This window comes from Streptomyces spongiicola, from assembly GCF_003122365.1.
Taxonomy (GTDB): Bacteria; Actinomycetota; Actinomycetes; order Streptomycetales; family Streptomycetaceae; genus Streptomyces; species Streptomyces spongiicola.
Map to the genome: position 1 here is coordinate 146,430 of NZ_CP029254.1, position 17,182 is coordinate 163,611.

Annotated in this window: 13 protein-coding genes and 1 pseudogene; 11 read left to right on the forward strand and 3 right to left on the reverse strand. The window is 74.4% G+C overall.

Features of this window, described 5'->3' with window-relative positions; translation table 11 throughout:
• Positions 1-259: 259 nt before the first annotated feature.
• A complete protein-coding gene (locus DDQ41_RS00565) occupies positions 260-1,117 on the reverse strand; it encodes a universal stress protein (RefSeq protein ID WP_109292662.1) in 858 nt (285 codons plus the stop codon).
• A gap of 700 nt (positions 1,118-1,817) precedes the next feature.
• On the opposite strand from DDQ41_RS00565, the gene DDQ41_RS00570 reads away from it, so the two are divergent.
• The 10 genes from DDQ41_RS00570 (at position 1,818) to DDQ41_RS00620 (ending at position 14,922) form a co-directional block, all read left to right on the forward strand.
• Entirely contained in the window at positions 1,818-3,527 is a 1,710-nt protein-coding gene (locus DDQ41_RS00570) for an alpha/beta hydrolase (RefSeq protein WP_262508313.1), read from the forward strand.
• A 455-nt stretch (positions 3,528-3,982) separates the two neighbouring features.
• Positions 3,983-5,461 (forward strand): glutamate-cysteine ligase family protein, encoded by a 1,479-nt coding sequence (locus tag DDQ41_RS00575; RefSeq protein ID WP_109292663.1) that lies wholly within the window; start codon positions 3,983-3,985, stop codon positions 5,459-5,461.
• 303 nt (positions 5,462-5,764) lie between these two features.
• On the forward strand, positions 5,765-6,244 hold the full coding sequence (locus DDQ41_RS00580) for a (2Fe-2S)-binding protein (protein ID WP_109292664.1): 480 nt from the start codon (positions 5,765-5,767) through the stop codon (positions 6,242-6,244).
• Positions 6,241-8,766: a xanthine dehydrogenase family protein molybdopterin-binding subunit gene (locus DDQ41_RS00585; protein WP_109292665.1), complete on the forward strand. Its 2,526-nt coding sequence runs from the start codon at positions 6,241-6,243 to the stop codon at positions 8,764-8,766. The genes DDQ41_RS00580 and DDQ41_RS00585 overlap by 4 nt, the downstream gene beginning before the upstream one ends.
• Positions 8,763-9,617: an FAD binding domain-containing protein gene (locus tag DDQ41_RS00590; RefSeq protein ID WP_109292666.1), complete on the forward strand. Its 855-nt coding sequence runs from the start codon at positions 8,763-8,765 to the stop codon at positions 9,615-9,617. Before DDQ41_RS00585 ends, DDQ41_RS00590 begins: the two co-directional genes overlap by 4 nt.
• A 368-nt stretch (positions 9,618-9,985) precedes the next feature.
• Positions 9,986-10,849, forward strand: coding sequence for an AAA family ATPase (locus DDQ41_RS00600; protein ID WP_109292668.1), 864 nt, complete (start codon positions 9,986-9,988; stop codon positions 10,847-10,849).
• A gap of 5 nt (positions 10,850-10,854) precedes the next feature.
• Positions 10,855-11,997: a vWA domain-containing protein gene (locus DDQ41_RS00605; RefSeq protein WP_109292669.1), complete on the forward strand. Its 1,143-nt coding sequence runs from the start codon at positions 10,855-10,857 to the stop codon at positions 11,995-11,997.
• Complete coding sequence (locus DDQ41_RS00610; protein ID WP_109292670.1) at positions 11,990-13,210, forward strand: XdhC family protein; 1,221 nt, start codon at positions 11,990-11,992, stop codon at positions 13,208-13,210. Before DDQ41_RS00605 ends, DDQ41_RS00610 begins: the two co-directional genes overlap by 8 nt.
• 18 nt (positions 13,211-13,228) lie before the next feature.
• Complete coding sequence (locus DDQ41_RS00615; protein WP_109292671.1) at positions 13,229-14,101, forward strand: SRPBCC family protein; 873 nt, start codon at positions 13,229-13,231, stop codon at positions 14,099-14,101.
• A gap of 227 nt (positions 14,102-14,328) precedes the next feature.
• Positions 14,329-14,922 carry a helix-turn-helix domain-containing protein gene (locus DDQ41_RS00620; RefSeq protein WP_109292672.1) on the forward strand — a complete coding sequence of 198 codons (594 nt, stop codon included), beginning with the start codon at positions 14,329-14,331 and terminating at the stop codon, positions 14,920-14,922.
• 184 nt (positions 14,923-15,106) lie between these two features.
• Here DDQ41_RS00620 and DDQ41_RS00625 read toward each other — a convergent pair whose 3' ends face one another.
• The gene (locus DDQ41_RS00625) at positions 15,107-15,826 is read right to left on the reverse strand and encodes a 5-formyltetrahydrofolate cyclo-ligase (protein WP_217364419.1); all 720 of its coding nucleotides are present in this window, start codon (positions 15,824-15,826) and stop codon (positions 15,107-15,109) included.
• On the opposite strand from DDQ41_RS00625, the gene DDQ41_RS00630 reads away from it, so the two are divergent.
• Entirely contained in the window at positions 15,816-16,322 is a 507-nt protein-coding gene (locus DDQ41_RS00630) for a hypothetical protein (protein ID WP_162602606.1), read from the forward strand. The genes DDQ41_RS00625 and DDQ41_RS00630 overlap by 11 nt on opposite strands.
• A 159-nt stretch (positions 16,323-16,481) precedes the next feature.
• On the opposite strand, the pseudogene DDQ41_RS00635 reads toward DDQ41_RS00630, so the two are convergent.
• A pseudogene (locus DDQ41_RS00635) lies at positions 16,482-16,679 on the reverse strand (transposase); the annotation flags it as partial.
• Positions 16,680-17,182 lie beyond the last annotated feature (503 nt).

Consider the following 17,182-nt stretch of genomic DNA (forward strand, 5'->3'; position numbering starts at 1 on the left):
CGCCCTCGTATGGCCGGATCTCATCCCGTCGAGGACTCAAGGAGGTGGTGCGCGCAGACGGACCTCGCCGCGCCCGTCCACGGCGCTCCGCACCGGAAGCCCGGGGCGACGTCATGGACCGCGAACCACGCGTCCCTCGCAACGGACAGGACAACGCAGACGGCGACCGGGTTTGCCCTCCCACTCCCCCCGGCTCGCCGTCGCCTCCGTCTCCCCCGGCTCCCCGCCTCCTCCGGGTCCCCCGGCTCCCCCGTCTGGTTCAGTGCGGGCGCGCGATGTGGACGATGGCCACCGGGCAGGCCGCGGTGTGCAGGACTTCGGAACTCACCGAGCCCAGCAGCAGTCTGCGCAGCCCGGAGCGGCCGCGGGAGCCGACGACCAGCAGAGCCGCCCCCCGTGAGGACTCCGCCAGGAGGGTCGCCGCGCGGAGCCGTTCCGCGTGCAGCCTCACGGGCACGCCGGGATGGCGGTCACGGCGCTTGTCCGCCTCCTCCCGGAGCGCCGACCGGACCGCCTCGTCGAGGACGTCGAAGTCCGGTGCGGCCATCCCCGGACCGGTCGGCGTCTCACCGAGATGGAAGCTCCCGTGGACGAGTTCGAGGCTCGCTCCGCGAAGCGCGGCCTCCGCGAAGGCCGTGTCGAGGGCGTGCGACGAGATGGGAGAGGTGTCGGCGACGTCGACGCCTGCCACGACGCGCTGCTCCGGGTCCGCAGGAGTGTCGCCGGGCCGGACCACGATGACGGGGTTCGCGGCGTGGGCCGCCACCTGCCAGCTCACCGAGCCCAGCGGAAGGCGGGAGAAGCCCCCGCTGCCCCGGTGGCCGACGACGGTCCAGGACGCCTGCCCGGACCGCTCCACCAGCACGGCGGGGGCCCGGCCTGCGACCGTCTCCGCCGTCACGGCCACGCCGGGGAACTCGGCGCGCACCAGCCGCTCGAGCGGTGCCACCGGCCCGTCCCCGGCAACCGGGGTCCCGTCGTGTCCGACGACATGCAGGAGGTGCAGCGGCACCCGGTGCAGAGCGGCCTGCCCGGCGGCGCAGCGCACCACGTACTCCTGACCGCCGCGGTCGACGCCGGCCAGCACCGGCCCCCTCGGCATCGCGTCGTCGTCCACCGTGGGTCTCCCTGCTCCGGGCTGCGCGGTCCTCGCTCCAGGGTGCGGCCGCACGATCGGTGGCGCAGCGCGGGCCCCTGCACGGCGCGGGGCGGTACGCGCACGGGTCGGTACCCGCACGGGCCCGTACGCGGCACGGGCCGGTACACGCACGAGCCCGTACACGGCACGGGCCGGTACACGCACGGCCGATGGCGGCCGCGGATCCCGCCGGCCGGTCCCGGGGACACACACCGCGCGGGAACTCCACCGCCCGGCCGCCCGCCGCACCGGCCCTGCCGCGCGCCACCCACGCTCCGCCGCCGACCGTGCGGCCGCACCCCGCGGCACCTGACCCCGCCGCATCCCGCGGTGCCGCGCCGCTTCCCGCCGCGCCGCTTCCCGCCGCGCCGCGCCCCGCCGGTCGGTACACGGCACGGCGGTCGGTCCGCGCCACGGCGGGTCCGCCCCGCCCCGGTCGCGTGGGGGCGTGGAGCGACCGCGCGGGGTCCCTCCGCCGACCAACCGAGGGCGCCGGCATGCGGCAGCGGCAGCCGCGCGTGCGGGGGCGGCCCCACCGGCCGGGCGGCGCCCGCTCCGCCCGACGGGTGACGGCCGTTCGGCCGCAGGCGGGTTGCGGCCCGGCCGGGGCCGAAGTGGTATCGGTGCGAAGGCTCATGACGGCAGACCACGCCCGGTGTCCCGGCGGCAAAGGACGAGCATGCACATACCCCGATCCCCCGCCGGCCGCGGGCGCCTCGCCGCGGCCGCCGTCGCCACCGTGATCTGCGTCTGCGTGATCGGCGGCCCCGCCCCCGCGCCGGTCCGCGCCCCGGCCCCCGCCCGTACCCCCGCCGCCGGACCGGCCGACGGACCGGCTCCGCCGGACGCCGCTCCTGCCCTCGACTGGAGCCCCTGCAAGGCGGCCCCCGGCTTCGACTGCGCGACCGCGAGCGCACCGCTGGACCACCGCCGACCCACCGGGCCCACGGTGGACCTCGCGGTCATCAGGCGCCCCGCGACGGGTCCGGGGCCGAGGCTCGGCACCCTGTTCTTCAACCCCGGAGGCCCCGGAGGACCGGGAACCGAGGCACTGCCGCAGTGGTACGAACTCTTCCCCGAGGAACTCCGGCAGCGTTTCGACATCGCCAGCTGGGACCCGCGGGGGGCCGGCGAGAGCACCTCGGTCCGCTGCTTCGCCACCACCGAAGCGGCGTACGGGTGGCTGGAGCGAATACCCTTCGGCTTCCCCGTCGGCGAGAGCGAGACCAAGGCCTGGGTCGACGCCTACGCCGACCTCGGCCGGCTCTGCGAGCAGCGCGACCCTCGGTTGCTGCGGCACGTCTCCACCGCCGACACGGCGCGCGACCTGGACCTGCTCCGGCAGGCCGTGGGCGACGAGCGGCTCAGCTTCCTCGGGGTGTCGTACGGATCGTTCCTGGGCGCCACGTACGCCAATCTCTTCCCCGAGAGGGTCCGGGCGATGGTGCTGGACGGCAACATCGACCCGAAGGCCTGGGTGGACGGGGGCCCCGATGCGCAGCCGCGGCTGTCGACGTTTCTGCGGGAGGGCGTCGACCTGGGATCGGCGGCGACCCTGCGCCAGTTCCTCGACCACTGCGGGCGCGCGGCCGCCGACCGCTGCGCGTTCTCCGCGGGAAGCCCCGAGGCGACCCGCGCGAAGTTCGACGGACTCATGCTGCGCCTGCAGGAACGCGCCCAGGGGTCGTGGACGTACGCCAGGACCGTCACCACGGTGCTCAGCGGCCTGTACTCGGTCGATCCCGGCTGGTACGCCCTGGCCTGGGCGCTGGAGGACCTGTGGGACCGGCGGCCCCCGCAGGAGCCCGCCGCGCCGGAAGGCCCGCTGCCCTACCCGGCGTTCGAGCAGATCGACGCGATCCGCTGCTCGGAGAGCCCCAACCCGCGCGATCCGCGGCGGTTCGCCGAACTGGCGGAGTTCGGCTTCGGCCGGGCCGGTGACCTCGGGCGGGCCGTCGCCTGGGCGAGCGAGCCGTGTGCCACCTGGCCGGCGACGGCCGCCTCCGCCTACCCGGGTCCCTGGAACCGCCCCACGGCGAACCCCGTGCTCGTGGTGAACACCCGGTACGACCCGGCGACCCCGTACCAGGGCGCGGTAGCGATGACCCGGCAGCTCGCCCGCGCCCGGCTGCTGACCGTCGAGGGGTACGGGCACTCGTCCATCGTCAACCCGAGTCTCTGCGTGGACGACTACGAACGCCGCTACCTCGTCGACGGCGTCCTCCCGCCGGAGGGAACCGTCTGCCGCCAGGACGTGCGTCCGTTCAGCGAGTCACGGCCCCGGGGCGGCGTCCGCACCGGCGGTGGGGGAACGGCGGACGGGGCGGGAGGAGCCGAGGAGGGAGTCACGGCAGGGGGCGGAAAACCCGCCGAGGGGCGGGGGAGATAGCCGCGCCCCGGGCCGCCCGCCGCGCCCCGCCGCCACCGCGTCCGCCGCTCCCTGCCGGTGCTCACCGGTACTCACCCCCGTCCGCCGGTGTTCACCCGCGGTCGCCGGCAGTCGCCGGCAGTCGCCGGCAGCGGCGAGACGGTGCCGGTGCCGGTGCCGCCGGGTGACACGACGGCACCGTCCGAGGCGCGGGATCGCAGCGGCACCGTCCGAGGCGCGGGATCGCAGCGGGACCGGGCCACTGCGGGACCGGGCGGCACCCTGCGGATTCCGGCTGCGGCGGTCCGGCTCGCTGGTCGGGCAGGGCGGGCGGTGGCACGCTTGTGAGGGGGCCGGGCCCACGGAGATCCGGAGGAGGCACGGGAAACCCGGGAGACCCGAGGCACCCCGGGAGCCACGGGAGGGCCGAGGAGACCCAGGAAACCCGGGAGGCCCGAGGAGATACGGGAGGCCCGATGGGACGAGACGTCCCGGCGCTGGTGTTCACCCGTGACGACCGCCGTCGGTACCGCGACAAGATGCAGGACTGCCTCGACGCCTTCGCGCTGATGCTGCGCGCGTCGCGTTTCGAGTCGGAGAGGCCCCAGGTCGGAATGGAGATCGAGCTGAACCTCGTCGACGGCGCCGCCGAACCGGCGATGCGCAGCACCGACGTGCTCGAGGCGATCGCCGATCCGGCCTGGTCCAGCGAGCTGGGCCGGTTCAACCTGGAGATCGACATCCCGCCCCGTCAGCTCACGGCCGGGGGGCCGGACGCCTGGGAGCAGGAGATCAGGGACGCGCTCAACCACGCCGAGGAGCGGGCCGCGCAGGTGGGCGCGCATCTCGCGATGGTGGGCATCCTGCCGACGCTGCGGCAGAAGGACGTGGGCGAGGCGGCCCTGTCGGAGAACCCGCGCTACCGGCTGCTGAACGAGCAGGTGTTCGCCGCCCGGGGCGAGGACCTGAGGATCGCCGTGGACGGCGTGGACCGGCTGCGGACCTACGCGGACACGATCACCCCGGAGGCCGCCTGCACCAGCACCCAGTTCCATCTTCAGGTCTCCCCCGAGGAGTTCGCGGGGTACTGGAACGCGGCACAGGCCGTCGCGGGGGTGCAGATCGCGCTGGCCGCGAACTCGCCCTTCCTGTTCGGCAGGGAACTGTGGCGCGAGACCCGCATCCCGCTCTTCGAGCAGGCGACCGACACCCGTCCCGAGGAGATCAGGGTGCAGGGAGTACGGCCCCGCGTGTGGTTCGGCGAACGCTGGATCAACAGCGTCTTCGACCTCTTCGAGGAGAACCTGCGCTACTTCCCCGCCCTGCTGCCGCTCTGCGACGAGCAGGACCCCGGGGAGACCCTGGAGGGCGGCGGCATCCCGGAACTCGCCGAACTCACCCTGCACAACGGGACGATCTACCGCTGGAACCGCCCGGTGTACGCGGTGGCCCGCGGCCGGCCCCATCTGCGGGTCGAGAACCGGGTGCTGCCGGCCGGGCCGACGGTCGCGGACGTGCTGGCCAACGGCGCGTTCTACTACGGGCTCACCCGCGCGCTGGTCGAGGAGGAGCGCCCGGTGTGGTCGCGCATGTCCTTCTCGGCCGCCGAGGACAATCTGCACACCGCCGCCCGGTACGGCATCGACGCCCTGCTGTACTGGCCCGGGATGGGCGAGGTGCCGGCCGCCGAGCTGGTGCTGCGGCGGCTGCTGCCGCTCGCCCATCGGGGGCTGGAGCGGTCGGGCATGGACGCGCGGTGGCGGGAGCCGCTGCTGGGGATCATCGAGCAGCGCTGTGTCACGGGCCGCAACGGGGCGGTGTGGCAGTCGGAGATGTTCCACCGCATCGACGCCACCGCCCGCGTGACCCGCCACGAGGCACTGCGGCGGATGACCCGGCAGTACATCGACTACATGCACCTCAACGCGCCCGCGCACACCTGGCCCGTCGACTGAGCGGGCACCGCGCCACCGGGGGCGGGCATGGGCGGGCACCGCGCCACCGGGGGCGGGCATGGGCGGGCACCGCGCCACCGGGGGCGGGCATGGGCGGGCACCGCGCCACCGGGGGCGGGGCGCGGGACATGGACGCGGCACGGGAGATGGACGCGGCGCCGCCCGGCCGCCAAGCAGCACGGCCGCCAAGCGGCACGGTCGCGGCGCCTGTTGCACCGACCTAGAGTGGGACGTACCAGACGAAACCGGCCGGTACTGCCCGGTACTGCCCGGTACTGCCTGCCCGGGCCTCTGGGAGGGCCGATGAACCGCATCTCGGTGACCGTGGACGGCGTCGCCTACCGGAACGATGTGGAGCCGCGGCTGCTGCTGGTCCACTATCTGCGGGACCGCCTCGGGCTGACCGGCACCCCGGTCGGCTGCGACACCGGAAGCTGCGGCGCGTGCACCGTCGAACTCGACGGCCGCAGCGTCAAGAGCTGCTCGGTGCTCGCGGTGCAGGCCGACGGCGGCGAGGTCACCACCGTGCAGGGGCTCTGCTCCCCGGGCGGCGGGCTCGACCCCCTCCAAAAGGCCTTCCACCAAAGGCACGCACTCCAGTGCGGCTACTGCACCCCCGGGATGATCATGGCGGCCCGGGACCTGCTCAGGGAGAACCCGGACCCCACTCCCGACGAGGTCCGCCACGGCCTGGAGGGCAACCTCTGCCGGTGCACCGGCTACCAGAACATCGTCCACGCCGTGCTCACGGCCGCGCGCGAGGGGCAGGAGGCCCGGACGTGACCGCCCGGCCCGCGGAACGGACGCGCGAGCGGGAGGTCGGACGCGCCCGGGCCCGCAAGGAGGACGCGCACCTGGTCACCGGCCAGACCCGGTGGACCGACAACATCAGCGTGCCCGGCATGCTGCACATGGCCGTGCTGCGCAGCCCCATGGCGCACGCCCGGATCGACCGGGTGGACGCGGCCCCGGCGCTGGAGCGGCCGGGCGTCGTCGCCGCGTTCACCGGACGCGACCTCGCCGGCGGTCTGGCCCCGCTGCCGTGCGTGTGGCCGGTGACCGACGACATCGTGATGCCCGACCATCCGCCGGTCGCCGTCGGCGAGGTGCGCTACGCGGGGGACCCGGTCGCCGTCGTGGTCGCCCGGGACCGCTACGCGGCGGCCGACGCCCTCGAGGCGGTGGACGTCGACTACACCCCGCTGGAGCCGGTGCTCGACCTGGAGGCGGCCCTCGCGGAGGGCGCACCGCTGGTGCACGCCGACAAGGGCACGAACCGGTGCTACGTCTGGCCGCTGACGACCGGTGAGGACTGGGAGCCGGTACGGGACCGGGCCGATGTGGTGGTCTCGCGGCGGTTCCGCCAGCAGCGGCTCGTCCCCAACGCGATGGAGCCGCGCGCCGTGGTCGTGACGCCGATCGCCGCGTCCGGGGAGTACACGCTGCACTCCGCCACCCAGATCCCCCACATCCTGCGGCTATTGCTGGCGAAGGTCACCGGCATCCCGGAGCAGAAGCTGCGGGTGATCGCCCCGGACGTGGGAGGCGGCTTCGGTTCGAAGCTCCAGGTGTACGGGGAGGAGGCCGTCGCGCTCGCCGTGGCGCGCGCCCTGGGCCGGCCGGTGAAGTGGACCGAGTCGCGCTCCGAGGGGTACCTCGCCACCCACCACGGTCGCGGGCAGATCCAGGACGTCCGGATCGCGGCGACCCGCGAGGGGAGGCTGCTGGGGCTGAAGGTCGACCTGCTCGCCGACATGGGCGCGTATCTGATGCTGATCACACCGGGCACCCCGCTGCTCGGGGCGTTCATGTACCCGGCGATCTACAAGATGGACGCCTATGCCTTCACCTGCACCGGCGTCTTCACCACGCGGACGCCCACCGACGCCTACCGGGGCGCGGGCCGCCCGGAGGCGACGTTCGCGATCGAGCGCGTCATGGACGAACTCGCCGCCGAACTGGGCATGGACCCGCTGGACCTGCGCCGCCGCAACTGGATCGGCCACGACGAGTTCCCGTACACCTCGATCGCCGGGCTCACCTACGACAGCGGCGACTACGAGGCGGCGACGGACAAGGCGCTGGCGCTGTTCGGCTACGAGGGGATGCGGGCCGAGCAGCAGGAGCGGGTGCGGCGCGGCGACCCGGTGCGCCTGGGCATCGGGATCTCGACGTACACGGAGATGTGCGGGGTCGCGCCGAGCCGGGTGCTGGGGGATCTGCGGTACGCGGCCGGCGGCTGGGAGGCGGCCGGCGTCCGCCTGCTGCCGACGGGCAAGGCCGAGGTGGTCACGGGCACCAGTCCGCACGGGCAGGGCCATGTGACGTGCTGGAGCCAGATCGCTGCCGACGTGCTGGGCGTGCCGTTCGAGGACGTCGAGGTGGTGCACGGCGACACCCGGGCCGCGCCCCAGGGGATGGACACCTACGGTTCGCGCTCCCTGGTGGTCGGCGGTACGGCGGTCCACGAGGCGGCGCGGAAGGTGGTGGAGAAGGCCCGGAGGATCGCGGCGCATCTGCTGGAGGCCGGCGAGGACGACCTCGACTTCGCGGAGGGCGTGTTCTCGGTGAAGGGCTCCCCGGAGGCGCGGCGGACCATCCAGGAGATCGCGTTCGACGCGTTCTCCTCGCACGACCTGCCCGAGGGCATGGAGCCGACGCTCCACGCCGGCCATGTCGTGGACCCGGACGAATTCTCCTACCCGCACGGCACGCATCTGTGCGCCGTGGACGTCGACACGGAGACGGGCCGCACCCGGATCCGCTCCTATGTGTGCGTCGACGACGTCGGACGGGTGGTCAACCCGGTGATCGTGGAGGGCCAGGTGCACGGCGGCCTCGCCCAGGGCATCGGGCAGGCACTCTACGAGGAGGCCGTCTACGACGCCGACGGCAATCTGACGTCCGGGACGATGGCGGACTACCTGGTGCCCTCCGCGGTGGACCTGCCGGAGTTCACGACCGAGCGCACCGAGACGCCCGCGACCACCAACCCGCTGGGGGTGAAGGGCGTCGGGGAGGCGGGGACGATCGCCTCGACACCGGCCGTCGTGAACGCCGTCGTGGACGCGCTGCGGCCGCTCGGGGTGACGGACGTGCCGATGCCGTGCACCCCGGAGCGGGTGTGGCGGGCCATCCGGCAGGCCCGGGGCGGGGAGGGCGGCCCGGCACAGACCGGGAACGGAGAAGACCGCCCGCCACAGACCGGGAACGGAGAAGGCGGCCCGCCACCGGCCGGGCGGCCGGAGGGTGCGGAGCCGACGGACGGCCGGGCGGCCGGCCCGGGCGGGGAGGGGCCGGCATGATCCCCGCGGCGTTCGACTACCGGCGTCCGGACTCGGTGGACGAGGCCGTGGCCGCGCTCGCCGAGTCCGGTGAGGAGGCGAAGGTCCTCGCCGGCGGCCAGAGCCTGCTCGCCATGTTGCGGCTGCGGCTCGTCTTCCCCGAACTCCTGGTCGACGTGGGCGCGATCGACGCTCTGCGCGGGATCCGCGAGGAGGGCGACACCCTCGTCGTCGGCGCCATGACCACGCATCGCGATGTGATGGCCGACCCCCTGGTGCGGAGGCACGCGGGGCTGCTCGCGGCGGCGACGGCGACGGTCGCCGACCCCGCCGTACGCAACCGGGGGACACTGGGCGGCTCGCTCGCCCACGCGGACCCGGCGGCGGACCTGCCCGCGGTCGTCCTCGCGCTCGACGGCGAGCTGGTCGCCGCCGGCCCCGCGGGCCTGCGGACCATCCCGGCCCGGGACTTCTTCACCGACTACCTCGAGTCCGCCCTGAGTTCCGACGAGTTGCTGGTCGAGGTGCGCATCCCGAAGGCCGGGGACTGGGGGTTCCGCTACGAGAAGTTCCACCGGGCGGCACAGGCGTGGGCGACGGTCGGTGTCGCGGCCCTCGTCCGCACCGACGGCGGGCGGATCGCCGAGGCCAGGATCGGGCTCACCAACATGGGGCCGACCCCGCTGCGGGCCGCCGCCACCGAGGCGGCGCTCGCGGGCGCGGCAGACGCCGGGGAGGTGGAGCGCGCCGCGCAGGCCGCGGCCGAGGGCACCAGGCCGGCATCGGACCTGTGGGGCTCGTCCGAGTACCGCGAGCACCTGGCACGGGTGCTCACCCGGCGGGCCGTGCTCGCCGCGGCCGGTCCCGCGTGACGGGGGCCGTGCCGATGGGCGGGACGGCGGCCGGGCGGGCCGGGGAAGCGGGCGGCGGTGGCGGGGCGCAGCGGACCGGAAAACCCGGCGACGGCGGCGAGGCACAACAGACCGGAAAACCCGGCGACGGCGGCGAGGCACAACAGACCGGAAAACCCGGCGACGGCGGCGAGGCACAACAGACCGGAAAACCCGGCGACGGCGGCGAGGCACAACAGACCGGAAAACCCGGCGACGGCGGCGAGGCACAACAGACCGGAAAACCCGGCGACGGCGGCGAGGCACAACAGACCGGAAAACCCGGCGACGGCGGCGAGGCACAACGGGCGGCCGGGCCGGCCGCCGGGCCTCCGCAGGGCCCGCAGGAGGTGCGGAGGCGGCTGGAGGACGTCGGCTATCTGGTGGACGAGGGCTTGGCGACCGCGTGCTTCCTGGCGTTGCGGCTGCACCGCCCGGTGTTCTGCGAGGGCGACGCCGGGGTGGGGAAGACCTCGCTCGCGGGCGCGCTGGCCGGGATGCTGGGCGCGCCGCTGATCCGGTTGCAGTGCTACGAGGGGATCGACGCCTCGCAGGCCCTGTACGACTGGGACTTCCCGCGGCAGCTGCTGCACCTGCGCGCGGCGGAGGCGGCCGGGGTGACCGACGTGGAGCGGCTGGAGGCGGAGCTGTACGACCGGCGCTTCCTCGTCGAGCGGCCGTTGCTGCGGGCGCTGCGGACACAGCCGTCGGTGCTGCTCGTCGACGAGGTGGACCGGGCTGACGACGAGTTCGAGGCGTTCCTGCTGGAGCTGCTGTCGGAGTACTCGGTCACCGTTCCCGAACTCGGCACCCTGCGGGCCGGCACCCCTCCCGTGGTGGTGCTGACGTCGAACCGTACGCGGGAGGTGCACGACGCCCTCAAACGGCGCTGCCTGTACCACTGGTTCGACCATCCCTCCTTCGCCCGGGAGCTGGCGATCGTCCGCGGCAGGCTGCCGGCCGTTTCGGCCAGGCTGGCCGAGCAGGTGACCGCTCTCGTCCAGGCCCTGCGCTCCGAGGAACTGGTGAAGCCGCCGGGAGTGGCCGAGACGATCGACTGGGCCGAGGCGCTGGACGCGCTCGGCGCCACGGAGCTGGACGCGGAGTTGGCCGTGGCGACGCTCGGATCGGCGCTGAAGTACCGGGAGGACACGGAGCGGGCCCGCTCCATGGACCTGTCCGCGGTCCTCGCCCGGCGGGCGGCGGGGGCGTGAGGCCGGTGGCGGCGGTCGGCGGCGGCACCGCGGTGCTGGTGGGTTTCGGGCGCGCGCTGCGCGCGGCGGGGCTGGAGGCGGGGCCGGACCGGGTGCAGACGTTCCTGCGGGCGCTCGACGTGCTCGGGCCGCATCGGCGGGCCGACGTGTACTGGGCCGGGAGGCTCACCCTGTGCGGCGGCCGGGACGACCTCGACCGCTACGACCGGGTGTTCGCCGGCTACTTCGGCCCGCGCGGCCGCGCTCCGGGACCGCTGGCCCGCCCGCTGCGGGCCGCTCCCCCGGCGCGGCCGGCCGTACGGGAGACGGACCGCGTGCCGGGATCCGGCGAGGACGACCGGCGGCCGGGCGCCGCCGCGGCCCTCGCCAGTCCGGCGGAGGTACTGCGCCATCGGGACGTCGCCGCGCTGACGGCCGCCGAACGCGAGCAGGTGCGGCGGCTGCTGGCCGCGTTCGCGCTGCGGGGCGAGCCGCGGCGCTCCGCGCGGCTGCGTCCGGCCCGGCGCGGTGCCGTCGATCCGCGGCGGACGGTGCGGGAGTGGCTGCGCCGAGGCGGGGAGCCGGCGCTGCTGCGCCGACGGGCGCGTGCCGAACGTCCCCGCCGGGTGGTGCTGCTGGTCGACGTGAGCGGATCGATGACGCCGTACGCGGACGCGCTGCTGCGGTTCGCGCACGCGGCGGCGCACCGCGGGCCCGCCGGGTCGCGGGCGGCGACGGAGGTGTTCACGATCGGCACCCGGCTGACCCGGGTGACCGCCGCGCTGGGGCACCGCGACCCGGAGGCCGCGCTGGCGGCGGTGGCCGCCGCCGTCCCGGACTGGCGCGGGGGCACCCGGCTCGGCGAGATGCTGCGGGCCTTCCTGGACCGGTGGGGGCAGCGCGGGATGGCGCGTGGTGCCGTCGTCGTGGTGCTGTCCGACGGCTGGGAGCGCGGTGATCCGTCACTCCTCGCGGCCCAGATGCGGCGGCTGCACCGGCTGGCCCACCGGGTCGTGTGGGCCAATCCGCGCAAGGGCCGGCCCGGCTACGCACCGCTGGCGGCCGGCATGGCGGCGGCCCTGCCCAGTGTCGACGCGTTCGTCGAGGGACACAGCGTGGCGGCGCTGGAGCACCTCGCCGCGGTGGTGAGAGGAGCCGGGGATGCGTGAGATTCTGCCTGCCCTGTGTCGCTGGTACGCCGGGGGCGAGCCGTTCGGGCTGGCCACGGTCGTGTCGGTGAGCCGCAGCGCGCCGCGCGGGCCGGGCGCGGCGATGGCCGTGGGGCCGGGCGAGGAGGTCGTAGGCAGCGTGTCGGGCGGTTGTGTGGAGGGCGCGGTCTTCGAGATGGCCCGGGAGGTCCTGGCCGACGGTGCGGCACGGCTGCACACCTTCGGGTACAGCGACGACGACGCGTTCGCGGTCGGGCTGACCTGCGGCGGTGAGATCACCGTGCTGGTCCGGGCCGTCTCCCCGGACACCGACGCGGTGTTCGGGGCGGTGGCCGACTCGGTCGCCGCACACCGCCCGGTGACGGTCGCGGCCGTCACCGACGGCCCGGCCCCGCGGGGCGCCACGCTGGCGGTCTGGGCGGACGAGGCGGCCGGATCGCTCGGCTCCGAGGGACTGGACGCGGCGGTCGCGGCGGACGCCCGCGGCGGCCTCGCCCAGGGATCGACCGGTATGCGGCACTACGGGCCGCGGGGCCAGCGCCGCGAGGACGATGTGTCGGTCTTCCTCCACGCGTTCGCGCCGCCGCCGAGGATGCTGGTGTTCGGGGCCATCGACTACGCGGCGGCCGTCGCCCGGATCGGCGACTTCCTCGGCTACCGGGTCACCGTGTGCGACGCGCGTCCGGCGTTCGCCACGCCCAGGCGGTTCCCGGAGGGTGCCGAGGTCGTCGTGGACTGGCCGCATCGCTATCTGGACCGTACGGAGACCGACGCGCGCACGGTCGTCTGCGTACTGACGCACGATCCGAAGTTCGACGTGCCGCTGCTGGAGCAGGCGCTGCGGCGGCCGGCGGCGTACATCGGCGCGATGGGCAGCCGCCGCACCCACGAGGACCGGGCCGACCGGCTGCGCGAGGCCGGGCTGGGCGAGGAGCAGCTGGCCCGGCTGCGTTCGCCGGTGGGCCTGGACCTCGGGGCCCGCACCCCCGAGGAGGTCGCCGTGTCGGTGGCTGCGGAGATCGTGGCACTCCGCTGGGGCGGAAGCGGGGCGCCGCTGACGGAGACAACCGGGGCGATCCATTCGGGAGGTTCGCATCCCGGCGGTTCGCATTCCGGCAGTTCGGATTCCGGCAGTTCGCATCCCGGCGGTTCGCATCCCGGCGGGCAGGCCCGCGGCGGCACCGGGACCCCGGCGGGGTCCGCCGGCGCATGAGGAGAAACGGAGCGGAGCATGGAACTGCGGCACGAGTTCACCGTCCCGGTGCCGGTCGAGGAGGCCTGGAGGGCGCTCCTCGACATCGAGCGGGTGGCGCCCTGCCTGCCCGGTACGACCGTTCAGGAGTTCGACGGCGAGAAGATCACCGGGACGGTGAAGGTCAAGGTGGGGCCGGTCACACTGACGTACCGGGGAACCGCCGTCTTCGAGGAGCGGGACACGGCGGCGCACCGGATGATCCTGAAGGCGAGCGGCAAGGAGGTGCGGGGGCAGGGCACGGCGCGGGCGACCGTCACGGCCGGGCTCAGCGCCTCCGGCGCGGGGACGACCGTGTCCGTGCTCACCGACTTCGCGGTGACCGGGCGGCCGGCCCAGATCGGGCGGGGTGTGCTGGCCGAGGTCGGCGGGAAGCTGGTGGACCGGTTCGCGGACTGCCTGTCCGGGCAGCTCGCCGGGGCGCCGGACGGCGGGGGCGCGGCAGCGGGGACGGGAGGACGGGGGGAACCGGGAGAGCCGAGCGGGGCCGCCGGAGGAGAGCCGAGCGGGGCCGCCGGAAAGGACGGGACGGGCACGGGCACGGGCACGGAGGCGGAGACGAAGACGGAGACGGAGACGGAGACGGAGACGTCCGCTGTAACGGGAACCGCGGGGTCGGCGGGAAGCACGTCGGGTCTGGCGGAGCCCCGGGCCCCGGCCGCACCCGCCGTATCCGCCGCGCGTGCGGAGCCCGGTCCGGCCGGGGCCGCGGAGCCCATCGACCTGCTGCGGACCGCGGGTCTGCCGGTCACCAGGCGGATCGTCCCGTGGGTGCTCGCCGCGGCAGCCGTCGGTGCCGTGGCGGCCGCGGCGGCCGCGGCGGCCGCGGCAGTTCGGCGCCTGCGGCGCTGACCGTCGGTGCGTCCCGGTCACAGGCGGGGATGGGAGCGGCGAGATCCCAGGTGGTGAGCCGCCTGCGGCCGGCACCGGCCCCAGGGGCTGCCGGGTCGCATCTGCACCCACCATGTCCGGGGTTTCCTGTCCCGACCCGGGCGCTGACGGCCCGTCCGGGCGATTCCCTGATTCCCTCCGGCAGCCCGGGTTTGACAAAACCGTTTGCCATGACGGCACATGGATCCATGACGGAAGACGATTTCGGCGAGGTGCTGACGGCCGTGGGGCCTCGGTTGCGGGCCCTGCGGCAGGCGCGCGGCAGCACGCTCGCCCAGATCGCCGAGACGACCGGGATCTCGCTGAGCACGCTGTCGCGGCTGGAGTCCGGCGGACGCAAGCCCACGCTCGAACTGCTGCTGCCACTGGCCCGGGCGTACGGCGTGCCGCTGGACGAACTGGTCGGCGCCCCGGCCGTCGGGGACGCCCGCATCCGGCAGCGCCCCTTCACCCGGAACGGGCAGACGTACGTACCGCTGACGCGGTACCTCGGGGGCATGCACGCCTACAAGCACATCGTGCCGCCGCGTACGAAGAACAAGGGCGTGCGTCCGGAGCAGAAGGTGCACGAGGGCTACGAATGGCTGTACGTCCTCACCGGGCGGCTGTGGGTGGCGCTCGGCGAACACGACCTGGTCCTGGGCGCGGGTGAGGCCGCGGAGTTCGACACCCGCACCCCGCACGGCTTCGCCAACGCCGGTGACCGGCCGGTGGAGTTCCTGTCCCTGTTCGGGCCCCAGGGCGAGCGGATGCACGTACGGGCACGCCCGTCCTCGGACTGACCGGCCCGCCCGGGAAGCCGCCCGCCCGGGGCGTCGCGGAGGCATCGCGTCCGCCTCGTCGGCAAACTGGCCAGGTACCCCCTGGGCACTGCCCAGCCTACCGGTCGGCACCCCTGTTGAGCAGGCAAAGTACTGCTACGGCCGCCCTCGATCGTTCGGCCCGCAGATGACCCTGGCGGACGTTCTACCGGGCGCGCTGCTGCGCTGCCAGTACCGGAATCGCCGCGATCTCCTCGGCCGTCAGGTCATCCCAGACCAAGCCGGGCGGACGCCTGCGGTTGGTACAGCGGATCACCTCGTCGGGCGTGACGATGTAGTCCACCGAGAAGTCGTGCTCCGTCTCCGGGATTTCATCCTCGAGCACCTGGAGCGCATGGACGGGCGCGACGATAACGGTCGACGCAGTGACAAGGCCGGCCTCGACAAGGAGCGCCACTTCAAGGTCGGAGTACCCAGCGCCCTTGCCGATGCGGGCTCCGGAACGGTTCACCGCGACGCTGCCGCAGACGACTGTGTCGATCGGGCGCATCGCCTCCACGCCGATCCGCCGGGCCACCTGAGCCGCCCCCTTCTTCTCGGCGGCTTCACCGGCAGGAACGGTCAGCGTCTCGGGGTCGAGCAGGAAGAACGGTTCGAGACCGGCCATCCTCGGCACCGCCGTGTAGAGGAGCCTTCCGTCTTCCAGGGCGCGCGTCCGGGTGGGGAGCTGCGCCCGGTCGGGGTCGGCCTTGATCCTGGTCGCCTGCTGCCACTCGTCCAGTCCAGCCAGACGCTCCGCAGTGGCCGGCGTTCCGTAGAAACCGGGGATCTTCCCGTACGAATCCGCAGGGGCACCACCGCCGTCGATGAGGCGACGCCACGCCCTCTCGCGCACAGCCTGCTTAGCCTGGTCGATGTCAGTCAAGCGCCACCCGTTCCAGATCGCCGCCATCAGGGCGAACAGCCGGTCGTCGATCTCCTGTGCCCACGGTTCCCGGTCGGCGGAGTTCGCCACCGCCCTCGACTACTACCGCGACGCCGGGAAGCAGTACGTCAAGCACGAGTGGCGATTGACGGTTGAAGCCCTCCGCCAGACCCTCGCGGCGCTCGTCGGCAGGAAGGCCGACGACGAAGACGAGGCAGCGGACGCAACAGCAGCGGCCGAGGCACTCCGCGAGGAGTCGATGAACACGGCTGTCGGCTACCCGGCGCGTGCCGAACAAGTACGGCTCGCCCTCAAGTTCATGTGCGATCTGGGCGCACCAGAGGTTGCCGGTACGGAGAAGTCCAACGCGTACTCAGCCCTCTTGATGGTCGGCGGCCTGTTGCACAGCCGGCAAGCGGTGAGGTCGCGGATACCGCCGCAGGCTTCCGCCGAGAAGACCGAGGCGACCCAGGCTGCGCCGGCCACGACGGCATGAACCCGCAGACCTACGACGCCCCGCAGCCGATGGTGACTGCGGGGGCGTTTCCGTGGACGGGCTGTGGCGGCATGAAGACGGTTCAGGCTGCGTAGACCTCGATGCATACCGCGCGATCACCGTGGTTGACGACGTACAGGATTGAGCTGAGATGGTGTCTCACGTGGTGAGTTTCGCGAGCTTCTTGTAGCAGGCGAGGGCGGCTGCGAGGCCGAGGAAAGCGAGGAAGTGGGAGCCCTTTCGCTCATACCGAACGGTGAGCCGGCGGTAGCCGAACAGCCAGGCGATCGACCGCTCGATCTTCCAGCGGCGCCGGCCAAGCCGCTCGCCGGACTCGATGCCCGGCCCTGCGATACGCGGGACGAGTCCTCACTCACGCAGCCAGGACAGGACTCGTCCGCCGACGGCGCCGCCCCGATCGCCGGCAGGGAGGTGACGGCCGCCGGAAGAGGTGGCGGCCGCTGGAGGAGGGGTGACGGCCGCCCATCCCGGCAGCGCCGCCGGCTTCCACCGCATCGGCCCGCGTGCCGGTCCGGCGGCCGACGGTCGCGGCACCCGGCACCCGGCACCCGGCACCCGGCGACCGCCCTCCGGCCGTCGGCCCGGCATCGGCTCCGGGGGCGGGGGCAGTGGCGGGGGCGGTGTTCGAGCCATACTCAAAGATGGTTTATCGTTCACCTAGGCGTGGCCGCAGACCGCACCACCGGTGACGGTGCGCCCGCCCGCGTACGGCCCCGGCCGGCTTCCCCCGGCCGGCCGGGGTCCACTCCCCTCCGCTCGCCGCCTACCCGGCCGCTCCCCGCGCCGCACGGCGGTCGTCTCCGCGGCCCACGCCCGGCCGTTCGCCGCGCGTCCGGCCG